The 23,866-nt window shown below is 55.3% G+C and carries 24 protein-coding genes; 3 read left to right on the top strand and 21 right to left on the bottom strand.

Features of this window, described 5'->3' with window-relative positions; all coding sequences use genetic code 11:
* Positions 1-347: 347 nt before the first annotated feature.
* The 7 genes from LAO76_17475 to LAO76_17445 all read right to left on the bottom strand — a co-directional run bounded on the left by LAO76_17475 (position 348) and on the right by LAO76_17445 (position 8,552).
* Positions 348-815, bottom strand: coding sequence for a nucleoside deaminase (locus LAO76_17475; GenBank protein MBZ5492716.1), 468 nt, complete (start codon positions 813-815; stop codon positions 348-350).
* A gap of 61 nt (positions 816-876) precedes the next feature.
* Positions 877-2,187, bottom strand: coding sequence for an NCS2 family permease (locus LAO76_17470; GenBank protein ID MBZ5492715.1), 1,311 nt, complete (start codon positions 2,185-2,187; stop codon positions 877-879).
* Positions 2,184-3,008 (bottom strand): M28 family peptidase, encoded by an 825-nt coding sequence (locus tag LAO76_17465; protein MBZ5492714.1) that lies wholly within the window; start codon positions 3,006-3,008, stop codon positions 2,184-2,186. Before LAO76_17465 ends, LAO76_17470 begins: the two co-directional genes overlap by 4 nt.
* 61 nt (positions 3,009-3,069) lie before the next feature.
* The gene (locus tag LAO76_17460) at positions 3,070-4,014 is read right to left on the bottom strand and encodes a hypothetical protein (GenBank protein MBZ5492713.1); all 945 of its coding nucleotides are present in this window, start codon (positions 4,012-4,014) and stop codon (positions 3,070-3,072) included.
* Between the two features lie 180 nt (positions 4,015-4,194).
* Positions 4,195-5,034: an MBL fold metallo-hydrolase gene (locus tag LAO76_17455; GenBank protein ID MBZ5492712.1), complete on the bottom strand. Its 840-nt coding sequence runs from the start codon at positions 5,032-5,034 to the stop codon at positions 4,195-4,197.
* Between the two features lie 6 nt (positions 5,035-5,040).
* Positions 5,041-7,251 (bottom strand): S9 family peptidase, encoded by a 2,211-nt coding sequence (locus tag LAO76_17450; GenBank protein MBZ5492711.1) that lies wholly within the window; start codon positions 7,249-7,251, stop codon positions 5,041-5,043.
* 179 nt (positions 7,252-7,430) lie between these two features.
* Complete coding sequence (locus tag LAO76_17445; protein ID MBZ5492710.1) at positions 7,431-8,552, bottom strand: site-2 protease family protein; 1,122 nt, start codon at positions 8,550-8,552, stop codon at positions 7,431-7,433.
* Positions 8,553-8,730: 178 nt separating this feature from the next.
* Between LAO76_17445 and rsmD the strand changes: the two genes are divergently transcribed.
* Positions 8,731-9,282: a 16S rRNA (guanine(966)-N(2))-methyltransferase RsmD gene (gene rsmD, locus LAO76_17440; GenBank protein ID MBZ5492709.1), complete on the top strand. Its 552-nt coding sequence runs from the start codon at positions 8,731-8,733 to the stop codon at positions 9,280-9,282.
* A gap of 178 nt (positions 9,283-9,460) precedes the next feature.
* Entirely contained in the window at positions 9,461-9,754 is a 294-nt protein-coding gene (locus LAO76_17435) for an HU family DNA-binding protein (protein ID MBZ5492708.1), read from the top strand.
* Positions 9,755-10,075: 321 nt separating this feature from the next.
* Here the strand turns inward: LAO76_17435 and LAO76_17430 are convergent, their stop codons facing one another.
* From LAO76_17430 to LAO76_17415, 4 genes are all read right to left on the bottom strand, one after another.
* Complete coding sequence (locus LAO76_17430) at positions 10,076-10,468, bottom strand: RidA family protein (protein MBZ5492707.1); 393 nt, start codon at positions 10,466-10,468, stop codon at positions 10,076-10,078.
* A gap of 5 nt (positions 10,469-10,473) precedes the next feature.
* On the bottom strand, positions 10,474-10,881 hold the full coding sequence (locus tag LAO76_17425; GenBank protein MBZ5492706.1) for a ribonuclease HI family protein: 408 nt from the start codon (positions 10,879-10,881) through the stop codon (positions 10,474-10,476).
* Positions 10,882-10,958: 77 nt separating this feature from the next.
* Positions 10,959-11,711 carry a metallophosphatase family protein gene (locus LAO76_17420; GenBank protein ID MBZ5492705.1) on the bottom strand — a complete coding sequence of 251 codons (753 nt, stop codon included), beginning with the start codon at positions 11,709-11,711 and terminating at the stop codon, positions 10,959-10,961.
* A gap of 46 nt (positions 11,712-11,757) precedes the next feature.
* Positions 11,758-12,660 (bottom strand): ABC transporter ATP-binding protein, encoded by a 903-nt coding sequence (locus tag LAO76_17415; protein MBZ5492704.1) that lies wholly within the window; start codon positions 12,658-12,660, stop codon positions 11,758-11,760.
* Between the two features lie 59 nt (positions 12,661-12,719).
* Between LAO76_17415 and LAO76_17410 the strand changes: the two genes are divergently transcribed.
* Positions 12,720-12,872, top strand: coding sequence for an addiction module protein (locus LAO76_17410; GenBank protein MBZ5492703.1), 153 nt, complete (start codon positions 12,720-12,722; stop codon positions 12,870-12,872).
* Positions 12,873-12,877: 5 nt separating this feature from the next.
* Here the strand turns inward: LAO76_17410 and LAO76_17405 are convergent, their stop codons facing one another.
* The 10 genes from LAO76_17405 to ggt form a co-directional block, all read right to left on the bottom strand.
* A complete protein-coding gene (locus tag LAO76_17405; GenBank protein MBZ5492702.1) occupies positions 12,878-13,531 on the bottom strand; it encodes a hypothetical protein in 654 nt (217 codons plus the stop codon).
* 209 nt (positions 13,532-13,740) lie between these two features.
* Positions 13,741-14,739: a cysteine synthase A gene (cysK, locus tag LAO76_17400; protein MBZ5492701.1), complete on the bottom strand. Its 999-nt coding sequence runs from the start codon at positions 14,737-14,739 to the stop codon at positions 13,741-13,743.
* A gap of 203 nt (positions 14,740-14,942) precedes the next feature.
* Positions 14,943-15,386 (bottom strand): hypothetical protein, encoded by a 444-nt coding sequence (locus LAO76_17395; GenBank protein ID MBZ5492700.1) that lies wholly within the window; start codon positions 15,384-15,386, stop codon positions 14,943-14,945.
* 152 nt (positions 15,387-15,538) lie between these two features.
* Positions 15,539-16,720 (bottom strand): D-alanine--D-alanine ligase, encoded by a 1,182-nt coding sequence (locus LAO76_17390; GenBank protein MBZ5492699.1) that lies wholly within the window; start codon positions 16,718-16,720, stop codon positions 15,539-15,541.
* 45 nt (positions 16,721-16,765) lie between these two features.
* On the bottom strand, positions 16,766-17,119 hold the full coding sequence (locus LAO76_17385) for a DUF2569 family protein (GenBank protein ID MBZ5492698.1): 354 nt from the start codon (positions 17,117-17,119) through the stop codon (positions 16,766-16,768).
* A gap of 465 nt (positions 17,120-17,584) precedes the next feature.
* Positions 17,585-18,127: a hypothetical protein gene (locus LAO76_17380; protein MBZ5492697.1), complete on the bottom strand. Its 543-nt coding sequence runs from the start codon at positions 18,125-18,127 to the stop codon at positions 17,585-17,587.
* 318 nt (positions 18,128-18,445) lie between these two features.
* Entirely contained in the window at positions 18,446-19,450 is a 1,005-nt protein-coding gene (gene rocF / locus LAO76_17375; GenBank protein MBZ5492696.1) for an arginase, read from the bottom strand.
* Between the two features lie 209 nt (positions 19,451-19,659).
* Complete coding sequence (gene asnS / locus LAO76_17370; GenBank protein ID MBZ5492695.1) at positions 19,660-20,997, bottom strand: asparagine--tRNA ligase; 1,338 nt, start codon at positions 20,995-20,997, stop codon at positions 19,660-19,662.
* A gap of 210 nt (positions 20,998-21,207) precedes the next feature.
* On the bottom strand, positions 21,208-22,026 hold the full coding sequence (locus tag LAO76_17365; GenBank protein MBZ5492694.1) for a sugar phosphate isomerase/epimerase: 819 nt from the start codon (positions 22,024-22,026) through the stop codon (positions 21,208-21,210).
* An 11-nt stretch (positions 22,027-22,037) separates the two neighbouring features.
* Positions 22,038-23,807 (bottom strand): gamma-glutamyltransferase, encoded by a 1,770-nt coding sequence (gene ggt / locus LAO76_17360; protein MBZ5492693.1) that lies wholly within the window; start codon positions 23,805-23,807, stop codon positions 22,038-22,040.
* Positions 23,808-23,866 lie beyond the last annotated feature (59 nt).

The raw sequence follows: 23,866 nt of genomic DNA, 5'->3' as shown, positions 1-23,866 counted from the left end.
GGCTAAAGCGCTGCTCAGAAATCCCAAGAGCACAACAATGACGGTGCAGACAAACGTGAGGCTTCGCGGGCCAAACATTGCGGCCAGAGAACGACCAGAAACGGGTGTTCCGAACAAGGGCTTGAACACAGATACTCCTTTAGCTGCGCAGGACAACAGGGCACATTTCAGGGCAGGTCAAGGAGTGTACGAAGCAGAGTTCCTGCTCGTCAAGAGAAAACCGTCGCAAATGCAGGTTATACGGGGCTTTCAGCAACTTTCAGATTTCAAGCCTGAGGCGGTTGGTTCTACCTTCTAAGTTTCTTATAGATTAAGCTGTGTACGGATGGTTTACAGCCATCCTGAGCTTAGTAGGTTATCTTGTCCGCCTTGGACTTCCACGCTTCAAAAGGCGCCAGCGCCTTTGCATCAATAAGTTGCTCAATGGGCAATTCCTGCTGTGCCAAAGGCAGACACACTTGCGTCTTGATGAATGAATCGTCAAAGCCCGCGTCCGCGGCAGCACCTGCGGTGGCGGCAAAGAAGACGCGCGCGGGACGCGACCAATAGATCGCGCCCAGGCACATGGGGCACGGCTCACAACTGCAATAAATCTCGCATCCGCTAAGCTCGAAATGGTTCAACACGCGGCACGCAGCGCGTATGGCCACAACTTCAGCATGGGCCGTGGGATCAAGAGTTGGCGTAACCTGATTTACTCCGCTGGCGATGATCTCTCCATCTTTGACCACAATCGCGGCAAATGGCCCGCCGCCACGATTTACGTTATCAATCGCCAACTGGATCGTTTTATCTATGAGTTCGTTACGGTTCATTCTGCTCCCTGTCGATCATCCTGCTCCTGTGCGCTTCTTGCACCGTGCATCGCCAGAAAAATCATCCGTACGGATAGAAGATAAAAAACAACAGACAAAGAGCGGTCAGCACATAAAGCCCGGGCCGCACCTGGCGAATCTTTCCGGCAACAAGTTTGCACAATGGATAAAGAACAAAGCCGGCGCTGATGCCCACAGCGATATTAAACGTGAAGCACATCAAGGCCACCACGGCGAACGCCGGAATCGATTCAGAATAGTCAGTGAAGTCAATGCGTGTGATCGGCTCCAGCATGAATAGTCCCACGATGATCAGCGCGGGCCCGTATGCCTGCGGAGGCACCGACGTGACAAACGGCGCAAAAAACAACGTCAACGCAAAACAGCCAGCAACCACCAGAGCGGTTAATCCGGTGCGCCCGCCCGCCTCAATTCCGGTAGCTGATTCCACATAAGCGCCGGCCGTTGTTGTGCCCACGGCGGGAGCCAGGCATGTGGAAAGCGCGTCCACCAGCATGGGACGCTCAATCTGCGGCAGGTTGCCGTTTTTATCCAGAAAGCCGGCGCGAGCGGAGAGGCCAATCAAAGTTCCCATGGTGTCCACAAACGCCATGATGAAGATGGTAAGCACCACGGGAAAAGCGCTCCATGTGAATACGCCGCGAAAATCAAGCTGCCACAGGATCGGCCCAAGCCCCGGTGGCAGACTGACCAGATGAGCAGGGGGCGCGACGATCCGGGCTACAAAGGCAATCATGGCCGTTGCGACAATACCCAGCAAGATTGCGCCACGTACTTTGCGGACCACCAGAATTGAAAGCAACAGAAAACCGCTGATCGCAACCAGCACTGGCGCGCTGGTAAGATGCCCCGCGCGGACCGGCGCACCGGTGACTCCAAGCGCAACAATCCCAGTCTGGTTCAGGCCGATGAAAGTCAGGAACAAGCCGATCCCAACGGCGAAGCTGTATCGCAGAGACAATGGTACAGCTTCCACCACCCATTGCCGCAGGCGGAACACGGTAAGCAGCACAAAGAGCACGCCGGCAACAAAGATTCCTGCCAGCGCGGTTTGCCATTTATAGCCAAGTTGTCCGCACACGGTGAACGCAATAAACGCGTTTTCACCCATATACGGCGCAATGGCAAACGGACGGTTGGCGTAAAGGCCCATCAGCGCGCAGCCAAACGCCGCCGCCACTACCGTGGCCACAAAGCTTGGCCCTGCGGGAATGCCTGCATTGCCCAGGATCGCGGGATTCACTACCACTATGTAGGACATGGTAGTAAATGTGGTCAGCCCGGCGATGACCTCACGCGACAGCGTGGTGCCGTGCCGATCAAATTTGAAGAACTGCCCTAGAGCATTCATTCCGGGCGCTGCCTTGGCTTCAGCGTCTGGTCCAGATAAGCCAGGTAACCACACAGCAGGCGATAGGTATCGTAATAATTATTGGGACGGAATTGCGTGGTCGCGCCAGTGGTGACGTTTTGCTGCGTCAGCGAATGGATTGTTATCTGCGGGATGTGGCGCGCCGCAAACGGATCGGAATCCGTGGTGCCTGCTGCCGCCATATCAATCTGGCTGGCGGAAAGTTTCAAGGCATAGACCATTACGATCAGGGAATGGACAAGGTCCTTATCGGAATGCGCGCTCCAGATCTTTGTTGGTGAAAGGCCAAGTGCATCCACGTTGATCATGGCCTCAGTCCGCTCCAGCTGCGTGCGGCCCAGGTGGTTGACAAAAAATTGAGCGCCCAGGGGATTCGCGCCGCTATCCGCAAACGCCACGAATAGAAAACTGTGGCTGCGCTTTCTGTTGCGCAGGCTCTGGTAGATCGCCGGAAGAATTGCGGCCCCGCTCCAGTTGTCGAGCGGGCGCTGCGCGGATGAATTGCGGTCATAGTGCGCGCCCACAATCACCGTATCTTCATTTTCAGTGCCAAGCCGGCAGATAATGTTGGGTGTATCAACGCCATCCACCTTTTGCTCCATCAGAGACTTTCCGTTGCAGCCGGCGTTGCTGAAGAGTTCTTCCAATTTTTCCGCCCGGTCCGCATTGGTCTCAGGAATGGTCTTCATGCGTTCCAGAACGGCGGCCTTTTCGGCAGGAGTAAATTGGACCTTCTGCGCCGGAGAGGCCGCGCACAACATTAGGATCAGGACTGGGTGGATCAGAACCTTCCCGCGCATGGTCAAGCTATCTTACACGTCAAGTGGGAAGGTCTTGAAATCGACGGGCCACCGCCAGCAGTTACTGAACATTCATTGGGACAGTAAGCGTATGGCTTACTCCGGTCGAACCAACCTGCTGGCCAACTGTGATTGTAAGAGGCGTCGTGTTTCCTCCATTGGAGTTGCCTCCGCAGGCAACCAGGCAACCGGCAAACACCATTGCTGCGGCCAGAGCAGCCGTGGCCCACGTCATGCGCCGCCGGAAGACCGGTACGATTCCCGACAAGCACACCAGACCCCACAACACAGGCAAGCTCCGATGCAACAATGCCGCAGCAGCAGGCGGAGTCACCGAGACTGTTATCTTTGCTCGTGGATTGCCCGTATTCAAGGCGAAGAACCCCGTTGGGTTCGTTGTACACATGGTCCCGGTTGGGCCACCAGTACATTGGACCTGGGCGAATGCGCTGATTGGCGTGTTCAATCCAGGTCCGGCCAGGGACCAAACGGTAAATGTGGCTGTTTGTCCCCGACTTACGGTAATCGTCGTCGGCGCGCCGGGGTCCAGAACCACGCCAAAGTCGTTGCTGGCGATGTTCATTCCGGTCCCCATCAGTTGAACCGTGTGCGGACTTCCAGGAGCATTGTCGGTGCTGATGAATTGTCCTGTCCTGGGACCGGCGGCGGACGGCTTGAATTGTAGGCCGCCCATAACGCTCGACGCAGCCGCCACCGTTACAGGAGTAACGAAATGGGTGGCCGGATCAAAGCTGAAATCGGAAGAGCTGAAGCTGAAAGTGGCCGTCAAATCCGCCGTGCCGGAATTATTGATCTGCAATGGCTGAAAAAATGGAGGCGGAGCACCAAAAAACGGCGTGGGGACGCCTACGGCAACAGGCCCCATATCCACTGAAGATGGCGTCGCGCTGAAGGCCGGTGTTCCCTGCAGGGCCATCGCGCGCCCAGACGCTCCGAACAGAGAGACCGCGACGACAACGATACTAAAAATAGTTTTCAACCGCATGTTACTAACCTTCCATGAGAACTATGTTTACCGCAGAAACTACAAGAGAGTCTCTAGCAATTAACCACCCATCGACCAAGCGGTAGTATAGCTAAGAAAAGACAAGGATGCGCCACGTGTCGGTTGTTCGCATCTATGGGTTATTTTGATGCAGTCCCGTGTTCCAAATGGACACGTGCGCTATGCGGCTTTGAAAGTCATCTTGCCGTCAACCTTATCCACATAGGCCCACGGCACGTTGGGATCATGGGTGAACATAGTGAGCCACTTTTCTGGAATGGCGCGGGAGTAATATCGCTTGCGATTGTCCAGCACCTCCATGGGAAACAGATCATAGGCCATTGCCCACACGGGATCCAGGTGCCATGTGGTTGGGATGAGATCAGAGATATAGCAAGCAGTCTTGCCGCTGCTGCGAAGGAACACGGCCCACATGTTGCGTGTGTGCCCGGGCCAGACTTCCACGGAAATTCCCGGGGTGATTTCCGCGTTGCCGTCAATGAGCTGCATCTGGCCGCTTTGGATTAAGGGATCATAGTTCGGGCTGAGATAGCTTACGCGGTCGCGTTCCGTTTGCAGCTTGCCATGTTCCCACTCGCCCTTTGGCGCGAAATATCTTGCATTGGGAAACGTGGCTACGGCTGCGCCGTTCTTGTAAACGGTGTTCCAGCCGCAATGATCGAAGTGCAGGTGAGAGTTAATGACAATATTGATTTCTTCCGGGGCAACACCGGTGGCGCGCAGATTTTCCAACAGCTTTTCCTGCGATTCAAAAATCTTCTTCCTCTTTTCCTCCAGTTTATTGCCGATGCCGGTTTCAATCAGGATGTTCTGCTTCCCCGTGCGGACAAGAACAGAATTGCAGTTCACGGTGATACGGTTGAGCTCGTCCGCTGGAACTTTCTTCTGCCACATAACCTTGGGAATGATGCCGAAGAAAGCGCCACCATCGGCTACATACGTTCCGTCCGTGATGGACGTCAGTTCAAAATCACCCAGGGTGATGGTTTGGTTTTTCAATGTCGGCTACTCCGTCCCCAGGAGTTCGCGGTGGAAATGCGACCGGATGCGGGTATACAAATGGACGCGCGTCCCTGGCCCGGAGATGTTATGCGTCTTGCGCGGATAAAGCTGCAAATCAAACTGCTTGCCCGCGTTGATGAAGGCATTGATCATCTGCATGGTGTTCTGCATGTGCACATTATCGTCACTGGTTCCGTGGACTTCCAGCAGATGGCCTTTCAGGTTGGCCGCGTACGTAATGGGCGAGCCTTTCTTGTACCCTTCTTCATATTGCGGCACCAAGCCAGCATAACGCTCCGTATAGATGGAGTCGTAATCTCTCCAGTCTGTTACGGGCGCTACAGCAACTCCGGCCTTGAAACGGTCAGAGTGCGTCATGGCCTCAAGCGTCATATAGCCGCCGTAACTCCAGCCCCACCAGCCCATGCGTGATCCATCCAGTTGTGGGAATTTTTGCAGCGCCTGATCGATGGAAGCGAGCTGGTCCTTCAATTCGACTTCGCCGAAGTTATGGATCAACGCTGCAGCAAACTTCTTGCCCCGAGCGCCCATGCCTCGATTATCGACGATCAGGACGGCGATGCCATCGCGCATCAGGATCTCATTGAAGAGGAAATTAACGCCGCCCCAGGCGTTGCGCACGCTCTGCCCATGCGGACCTCCGTAAGGATTATTGACCAGCGGAATCTTCTTACCTTCGCTATTGGGAGGAAGGAACAAAAGTCCATGCAATGTTGTTCCATCTTCAGCCTTAAAGTCGACGAATTGCGGCGCCACCAGGTTGAGGGAATCAATACTCTTGGATCGCCAAAAGGTTTCGCAGGTTCCACCCACACGGCAGAAGGCAAGCTCTGGAGGCGTCATGAGCGCGGAAAAATGGTCGACGTAGTTTTTGGCATTGGGAGACAGCACGGCATCATGCATCCCGGGCTTGCTCTGTGTCAGAATCTGGAAGTTGCTGCCATCCAGTTTCACGCTGCAAAGATGTCCCTGGCGATCATCTCCCGCATTTGAGGTGAAGAAGACCGTTCCGCCCTCGTCGTCAAATCCTGCGACTTTCTGTACTTCAAAATCGCCTTTGGTGATCTGGTTCACTAGTTTGGCGTCTGAGGAAAGAGGATTGGCTTTGTCAAAGGAATAAAGATAGAGATGCGTGTGGCCATCGCGCCAACTGGGCCAGGTAAACTTGTCGCCGGATTTCAGGAACTGCAGATTGTTGTCGGTTTCAATCCATGTGTCACTCTTTTCGGTGAGCACCCGCCGCGACTTGCCGCTGGCTGCGTCGACAAAATAGAGATCCAACTGGTTCTGTGCGCGATTGAGCACAGTGGCCCACACTATGTTGTCATTGACCCAGCCGAAGCGCGGCATGTACATGTCTTTTTCATCGGTCAGGTGAAACCACTTCACGGCCCCGCCGCCGGCGTTCACCACGCCAAGCTGTACCTGCGGATTGGGATCGCCAACCTTGGGATATTTTTCGTTGTAAACAGTCGGGTGCTGGGGAATGAAATCCGTGATGGGATAAGTAGGGACCTTTGTCTGGTCCATTTGCAGCAGCGCAATCTTCCTCGAGTCCGGCGACCAGAAATAATTGCTGCGGACTTCCAGTTCCTCGCCATAAACCCAGTCCACTTCGCCGTTTAGCAGATTGTCGTCACCGTTCGTGGTGAGCGCTTTTTCCACGCCGCCATCAATATGCTTCACAACCAAATTGTGCTTGCGAATATAAGAAACGCTCTTGCCGTCGGCTGAGAACTTGGGGTCCGTTGCGGATTCTCCGGGAGCGCTCACGGCTATGTATTTGCCAGACGACAATGTGAAGTACCAGAGCTGGCCGTTAGCGTCGAACAGGATATGCTCGGAATCCGGAGCCCAGTGGTATCCCGCAACGTGATAGCGCGCGCGATTGTCTTTCTCGCGATCGTCTTTGGAGCCGGTGACAGGCGGCTTCATGGCGGCAATTTTCTCTGAAGCCACCAGCACGGCCGGCTTGCCTGAGGTCACGTCAATGTAATAGAGGTCGGCCTTGTCGCCTTGCTCCTGATGCAGAAAGTATGAGACCTTCTTGCCGTCAGGACTCCACTCAATTGTGTCCGGCGCGCGCCCGGTGAGCCCATTGGGGGCGTAAATGGATTCGATGGTCAGCTCTTGCGCGGCGGCGACGGCACAAACTGCCGCTATCAGGAAAAAAGAAAGAAAAAGCCTCTTCACGGGTACTCTCCAAGGTGGGTAGAACGGAGAAGTGTAACACTTGCGATCATCAGTCAGCCAAAGCCATTTACCGCAACGGACGCGAAGGACGCAAAGGAACTGGAGCAATAATTGAAACTCTTCTTCGCGCACTTTGCGGCCTTTGCGGTGAATAGTCCCGGCTGAATGCCGAGGGCTGTTTACGGCTGCTCTTCCATCCGTCTTCTCAGCCTGCGTGATTCATTCAGCAGTCCCATGCTGTGCATCAGGTGCTGGAGAGTGACAATCCCTACCAGCCGTTCCTGATCGACCACGGGAATCAAGCTGAGGCCACGCGACGTGAGCTTGCGGAAGGCCGAGCCGAGCGATTCCGTTCGAGAAGCGATCTCAAAGGCCTTGCTCATTGCGCCCTGGACGTAGCCGTTTCCTTCCGCGCGGAGACGGTCCACAATCGTCTGGCGCGTGATTACACCTACCAGATCGCCGCCGCTGACCACGGGGAAATCGTCCTGCAAGCAGTGGACGGCCTTATTGAGCGCGTCTTCCAGCGTGTCTGCCGGTGAGAGGATGGAGAATTCCGTGAGCATAATATCTTCCATCTGTACCGCTTCCACTACGGTCTGGAACATCACGGTGCGCTCTTCCATCTGCGCCGCGATAAAAATAAAGAAGCCAATCAGCATCAGCCCCTGGATATTGAGCGCGGCCCCGGCCAGCATGAACAGCCCGGCAAAGATCTGGCCCAGGCTGACCGACCGGCGAGTAGCCAGACGAAAATCCATGCGCTGCGCGAGAACCGCACGCAGGATTCGTCCGCCATCGACTGGGTAGGCCGGCAGCAGGTTCACTGCGACAAGGCAGGCATTGATCCAGAAGAAGCTGGTGGCGAGGTTCAATGGCGTAATCAGGGGCGTGAGGCGAAGCATCTGCGCTTTGCCTATCGCCAGCATGGCCAATGCCGTTATGCCCGCCAGACAGGCATTCACAAGCGGTCCGGCGAGCGCGATGGATATCTCTTTGCGCAGACTGCGGGCGCTTTCTTCCTGGGCGCTGGGGTCGCCCATGGTGAGTCCGCCAATAGGCAGCAGGACAAAGCCTTTAATGGGAAATCCCTGGCGCGCGGAAGCCCACACATGGCCGAACTCATGCAACAGGGCCGAGAGAAAAATCAATCCGGTAATAATGAAAACGCGCGTGACCACCCGCGGGCCATTGCGGTTCACCTCCACCAGCAGCAGAAAGAGCAGCAAGACCACAAACGTGAGGTGAATGCGGACTTCTCTTCCGCTGAATCGCACCGTGAATATTGACCAATTTCTCATTAGTCTTGTCGCTTCGCTCCAAACCGCTAGACTGCAACTGTGGCCCAATAATCCTTCTGCGCTTGTGGCAGGCAGCTCGCCGCGCAAGTCGGGCTCGCTCATCCAGCGTAAATCGGAACCGCCAGCCAATCTGTGATTCTATACGGTAGATTAGATGTCAGGTAGCGGAGTACTGGCCATGCGCGTGATCGCGGGAAAATTTAAAAGCCGGAAGCTGGAAGCGCCTGCCGGCATGCATACGCGCCCGACCTCTGACCGTCTGCGGGAAACACTCTTCAACGTGGTTGCGCCTATGGTTGCTGATTCCGTGTGGCTCGACCTTTTTGCCGGAAGCGGGGCCATCGGAATCGAGGCGCTGAGCCGAGGCGCCCGCAGCGTCTATTTTGTGGAGTCTGCCAGCGCCGCGGCCCGGACAATCCGCAAGAATTTGCATACTCTGGGGATCAATGAACGCGCAGAGGTGATCGAACGTGATACGGCGGTCGCTTTGCGCATGCTGGATTCACAAGCGGTGACGTGTGACTTTGTTTTTCTCGATCCGCCGTACCGCAAGGTGGGCGACTATGAGCAGGTGCTTGGATTTCTGTCCCAATCGCAGTTGCTGGCCCCGGAGAGCCAGGTGATTGCCGAGCATGACAAGCATTTCGATCCCGGCAATGAATTTGGTTCACTGCGGCGGCATCGGACGTTGCGGCAGGGTGACGCCGTCCTGAGTTTCTATAGGCGCTAGACCTATGCAATCGTTTATCACCGCTGTTTATGCCTGTTTTCCACAGAGGCCCTAGAAAAAGCCGCATAAAATCAGGTGAAAATGCTTGCATCGACCCTTTGCTGATGTAATATACCCAATGAGTGCAACAAAACGTGCTCATATTCCGACGCAAGTGTTCAATTTTCAAGGAGGAAAGATGGCAGCAGGCATGACCAAGACCCAACTCGTCCGTCACATGGCGGAGAAACTGGAAACGAACAACAAGACCGCAGCAACGTTCCTGGAAACGCTGGCGGAGACCGCGATCAAGGAAACAAAAAAGAACGGTGTGTTCGTGATTCCTGGCCTGGGACGCCTGGTAAAGTCCAACCGGAAAGCGCGCATGGGACGCAATCCGCAGACCGGAGAACCCATTAAAATCGCGGCCAAGACCGTGGTAAAGTTCCGCGTTGCCAAGGCCGTGAAAGACGTAATCGCTCCGAAGAAGTAACTTCTTTTACATAGTAATTTCCAAAGGTCAGCCGATATGAGCTGGCCTTTTTATTATGTCGCTTCGCTCCAAACCGCTTGGGAGTTTTTCCGACCAGAAATCCCTCTGCGCCTGATGCAGGCAGCTCGCCGCGCAAGCCGGGCTTGCTGCTGGTCGATTTAACAAAGCTTATAGCTGCGTTCCAAACGCGCGAGAGTTTTCCGACCAGAAATCCCTCCGCGCCTGACGCAGGCAGCTCGCCACGCAAGCCGGGCTTGCTGCCCGATTGAAAGAAACTCTTGATCAGAAATACTCAGCGCTCGAGTCTTGCAGTACGCCGATTCACTCCACCACGATCGCTTCCGCTTCAATCTCTACGAGCATCTCCGGCGAAATCAGCTTTGATACTTCCACCATGCTGGTTGCCGGACGAATCTCACTGAAGAACTCGCCGTGGGCGCGACCAACTTTTTCCCAGTCAGCGGAAATGTTGGTGACGTACATGCGTGTCCGCACCACATCTTTCATGTTGGCGCCGGCGCGCTCCAATGCCGATTGAATATTCTTGAGCGTGTGCACCGCTTGCACGTAGGCGTCGCCCATGCCAACGATGTTTCCGCTTGCGTCCGTGGCTGTGGTGCCGGAAACATGAATCACATTGCCCATGCGCACCGCTCGGGAGTAGCCAACTACTGGCTCCCATTTTGTTCCGCTCGCAAAGTTCTGTCGCGTAATCGCCATCAACGTGCTCCTCTCCCCCGGCTATCCAGCACCTGGTTGACCAATGCGTCAGCATCTTTGTTGTACTGCCGCAAAACATGGTCGATAGAAAAGTGTTCAAGCTTGCGAACCAGCGCCCGCGCACGATCATAAAGGTCAATCAACCCGGGACTCTTCACCTTGTAACGGCCTTGCATCTGCCGCACCAGCAGCTCAGAGTCGCTCAACACCTTTAATGACAGATGTTTTTCCCGCACGGCAAAATCAAGCGCGGCCAACAGCCCGGAATATTCCGCGTAATTGTTCGTCTGTATGCCCAGATAATCGGATAGCTCGGCAATGACTTCGCCTTTGGCATCGCGCACTATCACGCCGTAAGCCGCAGGACCGGGATTGCCGCGCGCACCGCCATCGATATTTGCTTTGATTGCGTGCGAGGCGCTGCGAGGCTTCGGTTCCGGCTGCGGCTTTTCAAACTCCGGTTTGTCAAAAAGTGACTTCTGGGTCAACGGCCTTCCTCCAGACGAATGGCAAGCCGTTCCGGCAAACCGGCGGCAAAGATTTTTTCCTGTGCGCCCTGAATGTTGTAAGGCACGCGATAAAACGTAATCACGCCAGCATCCGTGTCATACAGCAAGAATGCGGCGCGCGGATCGCCATCGCGCGGCTGGCCTACCGATCCAGGATTCACCATGTACGTCGTCTTCGGTTTTATCTCCAGCCTAGAGGTCTGCTTGCCCTTGGGAGACTTGTAATCCGGGGCGAACGACTTTCCCTGTCCGCTGTCTTCAAGAAGAAGGCAGCGTTGGACATGCGTGTGACCAAAAAACGTCAGCGGCACCGCCGCGTCCTGCAGGATCGCATAACCGTCGCTGGCCATCAGCACGTACTCATCTTCGTCACGCGGCGACCCATGTACTAGCTGCACATTTTCTATCGGCGAAATTGGACCATGCGGCAGCTCGCGCAGAAACTCAAGGTGATCTTGCGTTAGTTTCTGTCGCGTCCACAGCGCCGCGAGGCCCGCAATGGGATTGAAGTCGCTCAAGTCAGTCACGCCAGAACAGGCCTTGTCATGGTTCCCGCGGACAAAAATCGATCCCAGCTCACGCGAGCGCGTCGTCACCTCATTGGGATTTGCGCCGTAGCCAACAATATCGCCCAGGTTATAGACCTGGTCGTACTCGGGGGCGGCGTCCAGGCAAGCCTCCAGCGCTTCAAGGTTGGCATGAATGTCAGACAGGATCAGTACGCGCAAGGTGCTTTGCAGTCCTCAATGAGATAAACAATGAGTGTATCAATATTTATGGTGTCGCTTGCGGTGAGACGCGGGCCCAATGCCCCGGCGCAATTTCCAGCAACGGCATAGTGCCCACCGGACGTGCATCTTTTTCCACCATAGCCAGCGGGCATGCACGATCAGTCTTCAGCGTGGGAATGGCGCTGATCAGTCCGCGCGTGTAAGAGTGTCGAGCAGAAGAAAAAATCTGGTCTACGGGACCCATCTCGACAATTTCTCCCGCATACATCACGGCTACTTGTTCCGCCACGCGTGAAACCACGCCCAGATCATGCGAAATAAAAAGTACGGCCAGCCGGTGCTTTTCTCGCAATGCCGCCAGCAGATCGAGGATCTGCGCCTGGATGGTGACGTCAAGCGCCGTCGTCGGCTCATCAGCGATCAGGAGCTGTGGATTGTTCACCAGCGCCATGGCAATCATCACGCGCTGGCGTTGCCCGCCAGAAAGCTGGTGCGGATAATCGCGCGCACGCTTCTCAGGATCAGGAATCGCAACCTCGCGCAACGCATCCACGGTGCGCGTCCATGCCTCGGCCTTGCTCACGCGATGGTGTGCCAGGACTGCTTCAGCCACCTGATCGCACACGCGCATCACCGGATTCAGCGCGGTCATGGGCTCCTGAAAAATCATGCTGATGCGCGCTCCGCGAACGCGCCGCATTTCGTCATCGGGCAAGGCGAGCAGGTCTGCGCCTACAAAGTTAATCTTGCCGGTGGTGCGTGCCTGCGGCGGCAGCAGACGCATGATCGCCAGAGATGTTGCAGATTTTCCCGAGCCTGATTCGCCCACCAATCCGAGCGTTCCTGATTCAGGGATAGAGAAAGTGACGTCGCGCACCGCAGCTACTTCGCCCGTCTGCGTGGCAAAGCTTACGTTCAGGTGCTCGACTTGGAGGAGAGAGGGGATCCGAAATATCCTCGCAATTGGATTTGAAGCAATGGCTAAAACTATCCTAAAATTCGAACGTGACTAACAAAGCTAACGAAGCCGATGCGCTAAGGGCTTGGGACGATGAAATAGCTCGGCGCATTGAGGAACTCGACTCGGGTAAAGCTAAAACAATTCCATGGGATGAAGTGCGCCGCCGGATTGCCGCCAAGCTCAACCATCGCCAGTAACTTGCTTACGCGCTGACCTTATTTGCCGCGATTCCCGCTTCAACGCCTTTGTGCATCGCCGCGACAAACGCCGGTTCTTCTTTCAGCAGCGCAGGAGTTGCGGTGGCAAATTCGCTTTCCACGTTCAGCCAGCCTTCGGCGGCAAGCTGCTTGGCCAGTTCCAGCATCTTTTCCCGCGAGAAATTCACGTACTGGCAATCATACGGATGCGCCACGCTCATCGGTTGACCTTTGCCGGTTTTGGCGCTCAGCCAGAAGATGCGGCGCTTCAGCATCTCTTTCACGTCCTGTTCTTGCTGTTTGGGAAACTCGATCCTCTTCTCCCTGAAGCTATAAAACCGGCTGGTCACGTGCACCGGTTGAAGCTTGCCGGACTTCACAAACGCAAGCTGCCCATTGTCGATCGTCTTACGAATCGAGTTCACCACCAGGCTTTCCGCGTGTTCCGGCTCCAGCGAACCCAGCGCATCTTTCATTGTCTGAGTCATTCCCACAGCTACTTCCACGTGTAACCCATTTTCATTGCCCATCAACTCAGCGCGGCCATGCAGCACATGCCAGTCAGCCCCGGAAGTGGACGGATGAAAAGGCCATTTCAACTCGGAGACGTGGATCGGCACGCCCGACAAAGTCACAAAATGTAAAGGACGGTTTCCCATGAAATCAACTCGCATCAAGAAGTTACGCTATAGATAAATTCTAAATGAAGCGCCTCGCGAATCGCCCGCTGAAATGCCGTTTTCAGCCGCGCTGCGCAGGGCCGCAAACTTTTTCCAGCCCCCATTGCACGATCTCTAAAAAAATGAAAGCGAGGAGCTTTGAATTTCTCCCCGCTTTGCACAAACACTTCGCTTCAAGCGCAGCCTGTCTATGCCGACTTCATCATAAAGAACGTATCCACATCGGCGTCCACGGTTGGCAGGTTCGCGGCTTCGTCTTTCAGGCCCTGGAAAAGGATAGTGCTCAGGTAGCGCTCGCCAAAGTCCGGGACCACCACCACAATCAGCTTGCCGGCATTCTCGTCGCGTTGCGCCAGCTTCACTGCCTGTGAAACCGCGGCCCCGCCGGAAATGCCGATAAAAATACCTTCTTCCTTCGCCATCCGGCGCGCCGTGTCCAGTGACTCGTCCAGCGTGACCGTCATGACCTCATCGATCAGGTTGGTCTTCAGCACGTCCGGCACAAATCCGCCGCCAATCCCCTGGATTTTATGCGGCCCCGGCTTGCCGCCGGAAAGCACCGCCGACTCAACCGGTTCAACGGCAACAACCTTAAAGCCCGGCTTCTTGGGCTTGATGTATTCGCCCACGCCGGTCAGCGTGCCGCCCGTGCCCACGCCGGAAACAAAGATGTCAACTTTGCCGTCCGTATCATTCCAAACCTCGGGCCCGGTCGTCTCGCGATGGATCTTCGGGTTCGCCGGATTGGCAAACTGCTGCAAGATCACCCCATTCGGAGTCTGCTTCAGCAGTTCATTGGCCTTGGCAATCGCGCCTTTCATGCCCTTTGCCCCGGGCGTCAGGATAATCTCCGCGCCCAGCGCCAGCAGCACCACGCGGCGTTCCTGACTCATGGTATCCGGCATGATCAGGATCAGCCGATAGCCTTTGGCCGCCGCGGCAAATGCCAGCCCAATGCCGGTGTTCCCGCTGGTGGGCTCAATCAGCACGGTTTTGCCTGGCTGTATGCGCCCGGCTTTTTCCGCTTCATCAATCATGCTCACGCCAATGCGGTCTTTCACGCTGTGGCATGGATTAAAGCCTTCCAGTTTCACTGCCACTGTTGCCTTGGCGCCCTGGGTTAGCTTGTTGAGTTGAACCAGCGGTGTCCGCCCGATGGTCTGTGTAATATTCTTATAAATGTTCATCTCTCCACCTTTCATCGCTGTACTGACGTACGAAATCAGGCGTCCCGCGAGAGGTGTATTAGATTAAATGACCCGCCCCAAGGAAGCAAAGTTATTGGAGTTTTTGTACCAAAGATAAAAAATGAGAGGGCCATCGGCGGCAGGTTCTCCGCTACAACGGCCCTCAAATTTTAATTCCGGCGAATACTGGCTTAAGGGCAGCCTTACAAGATGTCAATCGATACCCTAATCCCCGGATGTGCCGGGCTGCACATGTAGTAGCCGTCGTTTACGTAGTCAACATAAACTGTGTCAGTGTAGCGCCAGCCGGGAGGCAACGGCCGGCCAACAACAAACCAATACCCGTCATACTGGAAGCGCGGATGTCCGGCGACAACTACCGGGTGACCAATGCGAAACCAGTGCTCCCGTCCAAAATGTGCCCTGAAGTGATCTTCTGGAATGCGCCTGTGATGATGGCCTTCGTGCTCTTCATAGCGGACAAAACGCGCGTCATGTTCGCGATGGTGGTCGTGGTGGTCCCAGTCTTCATGGCGATCTCTTCCATGCCTTGAATCGTCGTCCCTGTCCCGGTCATGCTTTTCCAGAGCCGTTGCGCTCACGGCAAAAACCAGGAGCCCTGCCAGCACCACTCGAATCAGCTTCATGAAGTTATCTCCGTTCATCATGGGGAAATCTAAAGCCAAGGCAGATTATGCGTTGATCTCACACCTACGTCCAAGACACGTTGGGACATGTACGGAACCGGCCTTGTTCCTGCGAGGGCGGGGATTGATGAGTTGATTTCAGTTCGGGCCGGTTAACCTCTGCTGTACTGGTTTTTCTTTTTTTCCTTATACCGCTCCAGCGCCAGTTGAATCAGCCTGTCGATCAGCTTAGGATACTCAAGCCCTGAAGCCGCCCACATTTTGGGATACATGCTGATCGAAGTAAACCCCGGCATGGTGTTGATCTCATTTAAGTAAAGCTTCCCGCTTTTTGGGTCCATCAGGAAGTCAACCCGCGCCAGTCCTGAGCAATCCACTGCCTGGAACGCCCGGATGGCCATTCCTTGCACCGCCTCCATCTGTTTCTTGCTGATCTTTGCCGGGATCACCGGCTGCGATCCCTCGTCAATATACTTGGCGTTGTAGTCGTAAAATTCCGCTGCCGGAACAATCTCACCCACCGTGGATGCCTGTGGCTCGTCGTTGCCCAGCACGGCACATTCAAGTTCGCGCGCCTTGTGTTTTTTCCCGCCCACGCCCTGCTCGATCACGATCTTGCGATCATATTTGGCGGCTTCTTCAATCGCCGGTCCCAGTTCCTTGCGATCATGTGCCTTGGAAATTCCGACTGACGATCCCAGGTTCGCCGGCTTCACAAATACCGGATACTTTAGCTTGCTCTCAACCAGCTTGATGGCTTTCTTGGGATCTCTTTCCCAGCGGCTGCGCAGGATCGTTACGTGCTTCACGATTTCCAGCCCCGCAAAGGCAAAGAGCTGCTTCATGATGTCCTTGTCCATGCCCGCCGCTGAGCCAAGCACGCCTGCGCCAACGTAAGGAATGTCCGCCAGTTCCAGCAGGCCCTGGATGGTTCCATCCTCGCCGAACGTGCCGTGCAGTACGGGAAAGATCACATCCACGTCAATACCTTTTTGCGTGGCGACCGCTGCGCTCTCAAACGGAACCAGTCCGTGCGCCTGCGGCACCGGCGGCACAATCACCGCTTCGCCCTTGGCCAGCACCACTGCGCCGGGTGTGGCTTCCGGGTCGCCTGCACGAAGATGGCGGGAGCTTTCATGCGAAGCTTTTTCTCCACGCAGCAACTGTTCGGCGTAACTGTCCGTCAGCCAGCGGCCTTCCTTGGTAATGCCGATCGGCACCACTTCATATTTTTGCTTGTCAATGGCGTTGAGGACTGACGCTGCGGAAAGCAGAGAAACTTCATGCTCGCCACTACGCCCGCCGAAGAGAATTCCCACTCTGAGTTTCTTCATCACCAAATACTGTAAAGCACTCAGGACTGATGCGTCAGCAGGTGATTACAGATTTCGTCCAAATGTTTTCTTGACGCGGTCTGAGCGCTTAAAGTAAAGGAACCAGGCAATGGAATAAATCGCACTGCGGAAAATCAGAGCGATTTCATGAAAATTCTGGTTTGACTCCACAAAAGCCAAATCGGCAATTCTCATGACTAGAAGTAGAGCTGTGACTCCGAAATAAATCCACAGCCATACAAATGAATGCCGGTACAAATTCCAAATCATTATTCCTGCCGTGATTCCCAGACCGGCCCACACAATATAGGAGGCATTGTCCGGCCCAGCGTCCGCAGACCACGTTATGAGCATTACGAAAAGCGGATTGACGACAATCAACAGAATGCAAAAAAACATGAGCCAGCCGCCGATCTCCTTTCTGTTGGCTGGAGGTATGGCTGCCGGCATGAGGTTCGGCACAGCCGAGGGGCTTGATTGCTGCGTCGTCACAGAAGATGAAAGAGGCAGGCTTAACGTAGGTTTACGCCCGCATTGCGGGCAAATTTCAGAGGCATCGTCAATTTCTCGACCACATCGTGCGCAGAACACTTGCCCCCTTGGTAAGGTGGTACTCGTTTATAAGTCCAGATTAAGGGACGAATCTAGCACAAGTTTAGCGAGTGAATGGAACGAATCGACTTTTCTTAATTCGTGTTCTTTCGTGAAATTCGCGGCTGAGTTTCTGCTTTTGCAGGCTGCTGATTTCTAGGCAGCTTCTATTGGCAGCTCTTCATGTGCGTCCGCCACCCTGCCTTCACGCTGCTTGGCCAGAAGCGCGTTGAGTGACTTCGTGGCGGTCTGCGGATCAGCGGCAAGGCAGAGTTACGTTCCTTCTTTCTTGTCTTCGCAACTCTTGCTGGCTGACCGCACAAACTCCGCCAGCTTGCCCTGCTTTTGCTTTTCCAGCAATGCGTCCAACGCCTTGGACTTGGCATCGGGATCGCTCTTCACGATCGCGCTATAAGACTTGAGAGCGCTCTCAACCCCGGCAATAAACTGTGAGTCGGTATCGCCGGCTTTGTCCGGATGCTCAATGATGTAGGCAGCGCTGCCGAACGTTGCCTGATAAGAAAGCTGCGGCGTGTACTTGTTCTGCTCCGTTACAAAGTCCATGCCGAACAGGATTGGCGCACAGATATTCACGTTGATGTCCGGAATGTCCTCAAGCCATTTCTTAGCCCAGGTTTTTTCCGCGTATAGAGATTTATCCAGCGGGTTCTGTTCCAGCTTGCGCGTCAACGCCAGGAACCGCTGGCGTTCCGCAGCCGTGGAAGGAGGATGCTTCGGTTCGTCTTTGGGTTCGTCCTGGGCAAAGGACAAAGCAGCCAGAAACAGTATGAGCGAAAACAGGCCCGCTTTACGCATTCTTCCTCCAACTACCCGGAAAATGATGACAGATGATTATAAAGAGTTCTCAGAGAGAGTAGAAAAACCTTGAAACACGAAGGAAACAAGAGGCGGGAACTAGCCGGTTCCCGGTCTCGATTTACCGTGTCTCGTCGAAAATGCCGCTACCCTCAGAGTTGCCATCCCGACAGATCCGTCCGCGAGCAAGCGTTTTCTTCAGCTTGCGAGCAGGACCGGAGGGATCGGCTCCGCTGCCGCTGCGGGATCTAAATACATTTTCATGTCCGCCGGGAACGCCCGCTGCTCGTGACGATCCGTAATCAAACATTGCTTAAACTAGAGGATCTTTTTCCCAAACGCTGAAAGCGCCAGTTCTACGGCCAGATCGGCGGTCCGATTATGCTCATCAATGACTGGGTTGACTTCAACAATCTCAAAGCTGGTCATGCGGCCGTGGTCCGAAATAATTTCCATGGCAAGATGGGCTTCACGATAACTAGCGCCGCCCCGTACCGGTGTTCCGACCCCGGGAGCGTCCTCTGGATCGATCCAGTCCATGTCGAGCGAAACGTGGTAACCGGCGGTGTTGCGTCCGGCAATGCGCAGAGCTTCTTCAATCACCGTGCGCATGCCGCGCTCATCGATATCGCGCATGGTGTAAACCTCAATTCCGGTCTCCTTGATGTTTTCTTTTTCCCGCGCGTCCACATCGCGCACGCCCACCAGCACGCAGTTTTCTGGCTGGACTTTAGGCGAGAAGCCGTAAATGTCGCGCAGGTCAGAAGGCCCCAGTCCCATGATGGCGGCCAACGGCATGCCGTGCACGTTGCCGCTGGGAGAAGTGTCTGGCGTGTTGATATCGGCATGCGCATCAATCCAGATCAAGCCGACCTTCTGCTCCTGCACGCGCCGCTGCTGGCGGAAAAATTCGGCCACGCCCGCCATTGTGCCCGCTGCCACTGAATGATCGCCACCCAGGACAAGGGGGAATTTTCCCGCTTCCAAGGTTTTAAATACCTGCTCTGCATGCTTGGTGCAGGTAGCGGTAATTTCTTTCAGATACTTGGCGTGCGGATCACCCGATTTTTTTTGCTCGGCAATCGCCACGGCGATATTGCCGCCGTCCTCTACTATGTGGCCCAGTTGCTCCAGCCGCGCTTCAAGTCCAGCGACACGTACCGCGGAAGGTCCCATATCCACGCCGCGGCGAGAAGCGCCAAGGTCCAGCGGCACGCCAAGAATCCTGATCTTCTTGGGAACAATGTTGTCCGCCACCACAGGCGGATTGGCAGGTTCTGTCTTGATGGCTGCTGGCGCCGTTGTTGTAGTTTCCGGAGTCATAGGTTTTTCCAGTCTTCGATCCTCAACGCAACTAGCCAGAAAAATTAGTCGCGAATCAACGCGAAGTTACGCGAATCAGATGCAGTAATTCGTACGGTTCGCGGTTCTAGTTTCAAAATTCTCAAATCCGTCTGAATTTGTGTTCATTCGCGAAATTCGCGGCTGCACTTTCTTATCTGCACTTCATCGCCGGAAATCTGCGGCGACTCCTATGGATAAATACGGGTCAATGTTCGGGCAAACGGAATAGTTTCCCGCACGTGCTCCAGCCCGCATACCCAGGCCACGGCACGCTCAATTCCCATGCCGAATCCGGAGTGCGGAACTCCGCCAAACTTGCGCAGGTCCAGATACCACTTGAACGCCGCTTCGGGCAGGTCGTGTTCCCGTATGCGCTTCAGCAGGAGTTCATAATTGCCAATGCGCTGCGATCCGCCAATGATCTCGCCATAACCTTCCGGGGCCAGCACGTCCACACAAAGCGCCAAATCCGGACGCTGCGGATCAGGCTCCATATAAAACGCTTTCACCTTGGCCGGATAGCGATGCACCATCACCGGCTTGTCAAACTGCGATGAAAGGTATGTCTCGTCGGGTGAGCCAAAATCGCCGCCATACTCAAACTTCGCCTCGACCTGGCCTTTGGCATGACCTTCCTGCAGCATTTTTACAGCTTCATCATAGGTGATGCGGGGGAACGGCGGCTTGATGTTGGCCAGTTTGGTTACATCACGGCCAATCGTTTCCAGATCGGCTTTGCGGTTGGTTACCGCGCTTTGCACCAGATGGCTGATGAGCTCTTCTCCCAGTTGCATAATGTCATCGAGCTCGGCATAAGCAACTTCGGGCTCGACCATCCAGAATTCCGTCAGGTGGCGGCGCGTCTTGGATTTTTCCGCGCGGAACGTGGGGCCGAATGAATAGACCTTGCCCAGCGCCATGGCCATGGCTTCAATATAGAGCTGGCCGGACTGCGTGAGAAAAGCCTGTTCGTCAAAGTAGTCGACCTCAAACAAAGTTGACGTACCTTCGCAGGCCGCTGGGGTGAGAATCGGCGGATCAGTGAGCGTGAAGCCGCGTTCATCAAAAAAGTTGCGCGCCGCGCGGATAATTTCCGCACGCACGCGCAGGATGGCCGTCTGCCTCGGTGTGCGCACCCAGAGATGGCGATTCTCCATCAAGAAATCAATGCCATGCTCCTTTTTGGCGATGGGAAACGGATCATCTTCCGGCACGCGTTGCAGGACCTTCACGTCCACAACATCCATTTCATAGCCGCCTGGAGCCCGCTGGTCCGCGCGGATTTTTCCCGTCACGATCACGCTTGATTCATCGGTGAGATTTTTGAGCGCGTCAAATACCTCTGGCGTGACCTGATTTTTGGGGACGACCCCTTGGATCACGCCCGTGCCGTCGCGGAAGATGGGAAAGATCAGCTTGCCGCTCTCGCGCTTGTTGTAGAGCCAGCCCCGAATGGTGACGGCCTGGCCGTCATGCCGGCCAACTTCTGCAATCGTTGTTACTGGTGCCTGTGTCGTGGTTTCCATTTTGTCAAAGTCTCAAAGATTATCGTCAATTAGCGAGCATAGATTCACCGCAAAGGACGCAAAGCAGTACTTGGTACTTAGTATTTAGCTCGCCGCTTTGTTTGCCATCCCGGGAATGTCTGGGCCAGGCAATGCCAAATACCAAGTACTAAGTACCAAATACCTATCCCGTTGCGCCCTTCGCGCCCTTTGCGGTAAAAACGCCTTGGGCTATTCCGCTGCCACGCCCGCGCTCTCCAGCTTCCCGTAGCATTCCGCCATTTTTCTCGGGACGTCCATGTCTTCCGTGCCTTCAATTTCCAGCAGCATGGCCGGTTGGCCGGTAGCGGCACGCAACGACTGCATTGTCTGCTCCCAGTCAATGGTGCCTTCGCCCGGCCACAGATGAGAGTCTTTGTCTCGCTTATTGTCATGGATATGCGTAGAACGGACGCGATCTTCAAGCACGCTGAACGCCTGGTGAACGGAACTCATCATGTGGGCGTGGCCTACGTCAAAGCAAACGCCCAGATCTTCATAGCGCAGGAGCCGTATCAATTCTTTCAGCTTTTCGGGGGTCGCTAGATCGTTCGGGGTATTTTCCAGCAGCAGGCTCACGCCTAGCGGCCGGGCAAAAGCGCGCAGGTGTTCAATGCCGCTCAGCGCATTCTCAAACTTGCGCGGATCGTCATATTCATCGGTCTTGCCAATGTGCTGGATCAGGTAGCGGAAAGGCACGTACTCCGCCACTTCAATCGCGCGCTTGATCTCGTCCATGGCGTCGATGCGGTTCCGCTTGTCCGGATCAACAATGTTGACGGGCTGTCCGCCGGAATGGAAATTGTTATCCATGTAAATGGGCGCGTGCATGGAATGAAATTCAATCTTTTCTGATTTGAACCAGTTGCCTATCTCCTTCACGTGGTCTTTATCGTGATAGTTGAAGTGGCCACGGGCGGCAAAAATTTCCACCGCTTGCGCTCCGCCGCGGACCATGGCGTCCAGCAGGCCGGGATGCAGCCGCCGCTTGATATACACGTGACTCGACATTGCGCGCAGCATCAGTAGCCTACCGCCTTTCCCCCACTGCGCCCGTCGGGCGCGCCCAGCAGCTCACCGGTCTTTGGATCCACAGCTATGCACTCGCCGTCACTCCAATAGCCTTCTGCCTTGATCTTGTGGCCGCGCGCCTGCAGCAGCTTGATCGTGTCCGGTGAGATTCCGTTCTTCTCAATGTCAATTTCATCCGGCTCCCACTGGTGATGGAAACGCGGCGCGTTGACTGCCTGCTGAATATCCAGCCCGTAATCGATTACGCCCATCAGGATATTGGCCACGGTGCTGATGATGCGCGGACCGCCGGGTGAGCCCAGGACCATGAAAAGCTTGCCATCTTTCAGCACGATTGTTGGCGCCATGGCGCTGAGCGGACGCTTTCCCGGCGCAATTGCATTGGCCTCGCCCTGGATCAGTCCATAGCCGTTCGGTACTCCGGGTTTGGAAGTGAAATCGTCCATCTCGTCATTGAGAACAAAGCCCAGTTTGCCTGCAGTCACTGCAGCCCCAAAGCTATCATTGAGTGTGGTCGTCACGGCCACAGCATTCCCCTGCGCGTCAACCACAGAATAGTGCGTCGTGTTGTTCGATTCGCGGCCGGTAAAAGGCGGATGCAGCGCGGCCGGACGATCAAGCTCGCCAAAGCCGGAAGGCCGGTGGACGTCTTTGCTATCTGTGGCGCGCATCGTGTCCAACGACTCGCGCCATGCCTCGGCATATTTTTTGTCGATCAACTGGGCCACGGGAATCTGGCTGAAATCGGAATCACCCAGCAACTCTGCGCGATCAAAAAACGCCCGGCGAAAGGCTTCAACGGTAACGTGCATTGAATCGGCAGAGCGATTGCCCATCTTGGCCAGATTGTAGCCTTCCAGAATGTTCAGCGTCTCCATGAGCGTGATGCCGCCGGAACTAGGCGGCGGAGCGCTGATGACTTCATAACCGCGATAGGTTCCCCGAATTGGCCGCCGTTCCTTCACCTCATATTCAGCCAGATCTTCCGCGGTAATGAGTCCGCCGCCGCGCTTGATTTCTGCAGCCAATTCCTGCGCCATTGCTCCTTTATAAAACTCATTGACTTTAGGATTGGCGGCAATCCGCTCCAGCGTTCTAGCCAGTTCGGGCTGGCGGAAGATTTCTCCCGGCTCATAGAACTTGCCGTTACGCTGGAATATCCGGCGGGCATCGCCCAGAAACACGCGATCTTCTTCCAGGTTGGTAGTGGAATTTTCTTCATAGCGCATGGAGTGCGCTTCCTGATATGTCAGCCGGACACCCTCACGCGCCAGCTTGATAGCTGGAGCCATTACGGCGCGGAGTGGAAGCTTGCCCCAATGTTGTTGCGCGTAAAGCAGTCCTGCCACTGAACCGGGCACGCCGATGGCTTTGTATCCAATGAGACTGGCATTGGGAACCACATTTCCCTGCGCATCTAGATACATGTCACGGGTGGCGGCTTTGGGAGCTTTCTCACGGAAGTCGAGAAAGTGCAGCTCTCCGTTGGCTTTGCGCAGCAGCATGAAACCGCCGCCGCCAATATTGCCTGCCGCAGGATGGACGACAGCCAGCGCAAAACCTGTGGCCACGGCTGCATCCACGGCGTTGCCACCCTGGCGCAAAATGTCCGCGCCCACTTGGGAAGCCTGCGGGTGAATGCTGACCACCATGGCCTTGCGGGCATGGACTGGCCGCAAGCCTTGGGCGTGACCCAGCTCAGCCGCTGCGATGCAGCAGACAACTAGCTTACATATCAGAAGTTTACGCAGAACTGTCATCTGAATCGCGGACTCCGATGAGCTGGTGCAAGCTGGCCTTGCTCGCTGCCAACTCTTGC

It is taken from the genome of Terriglobia bacterium (assembly GCA_020072645.1).
Lineage (GTDB): Bacteria > Acidobacteriota > Terriglobia > Terriglobales > Acidobacteriaceae > Angelobacter.
The sequence above is the reverse complement of the archived record's forward strand: the minus strand, read 5'-3'. Positions and strand labels throughout refer to the sequence as shown.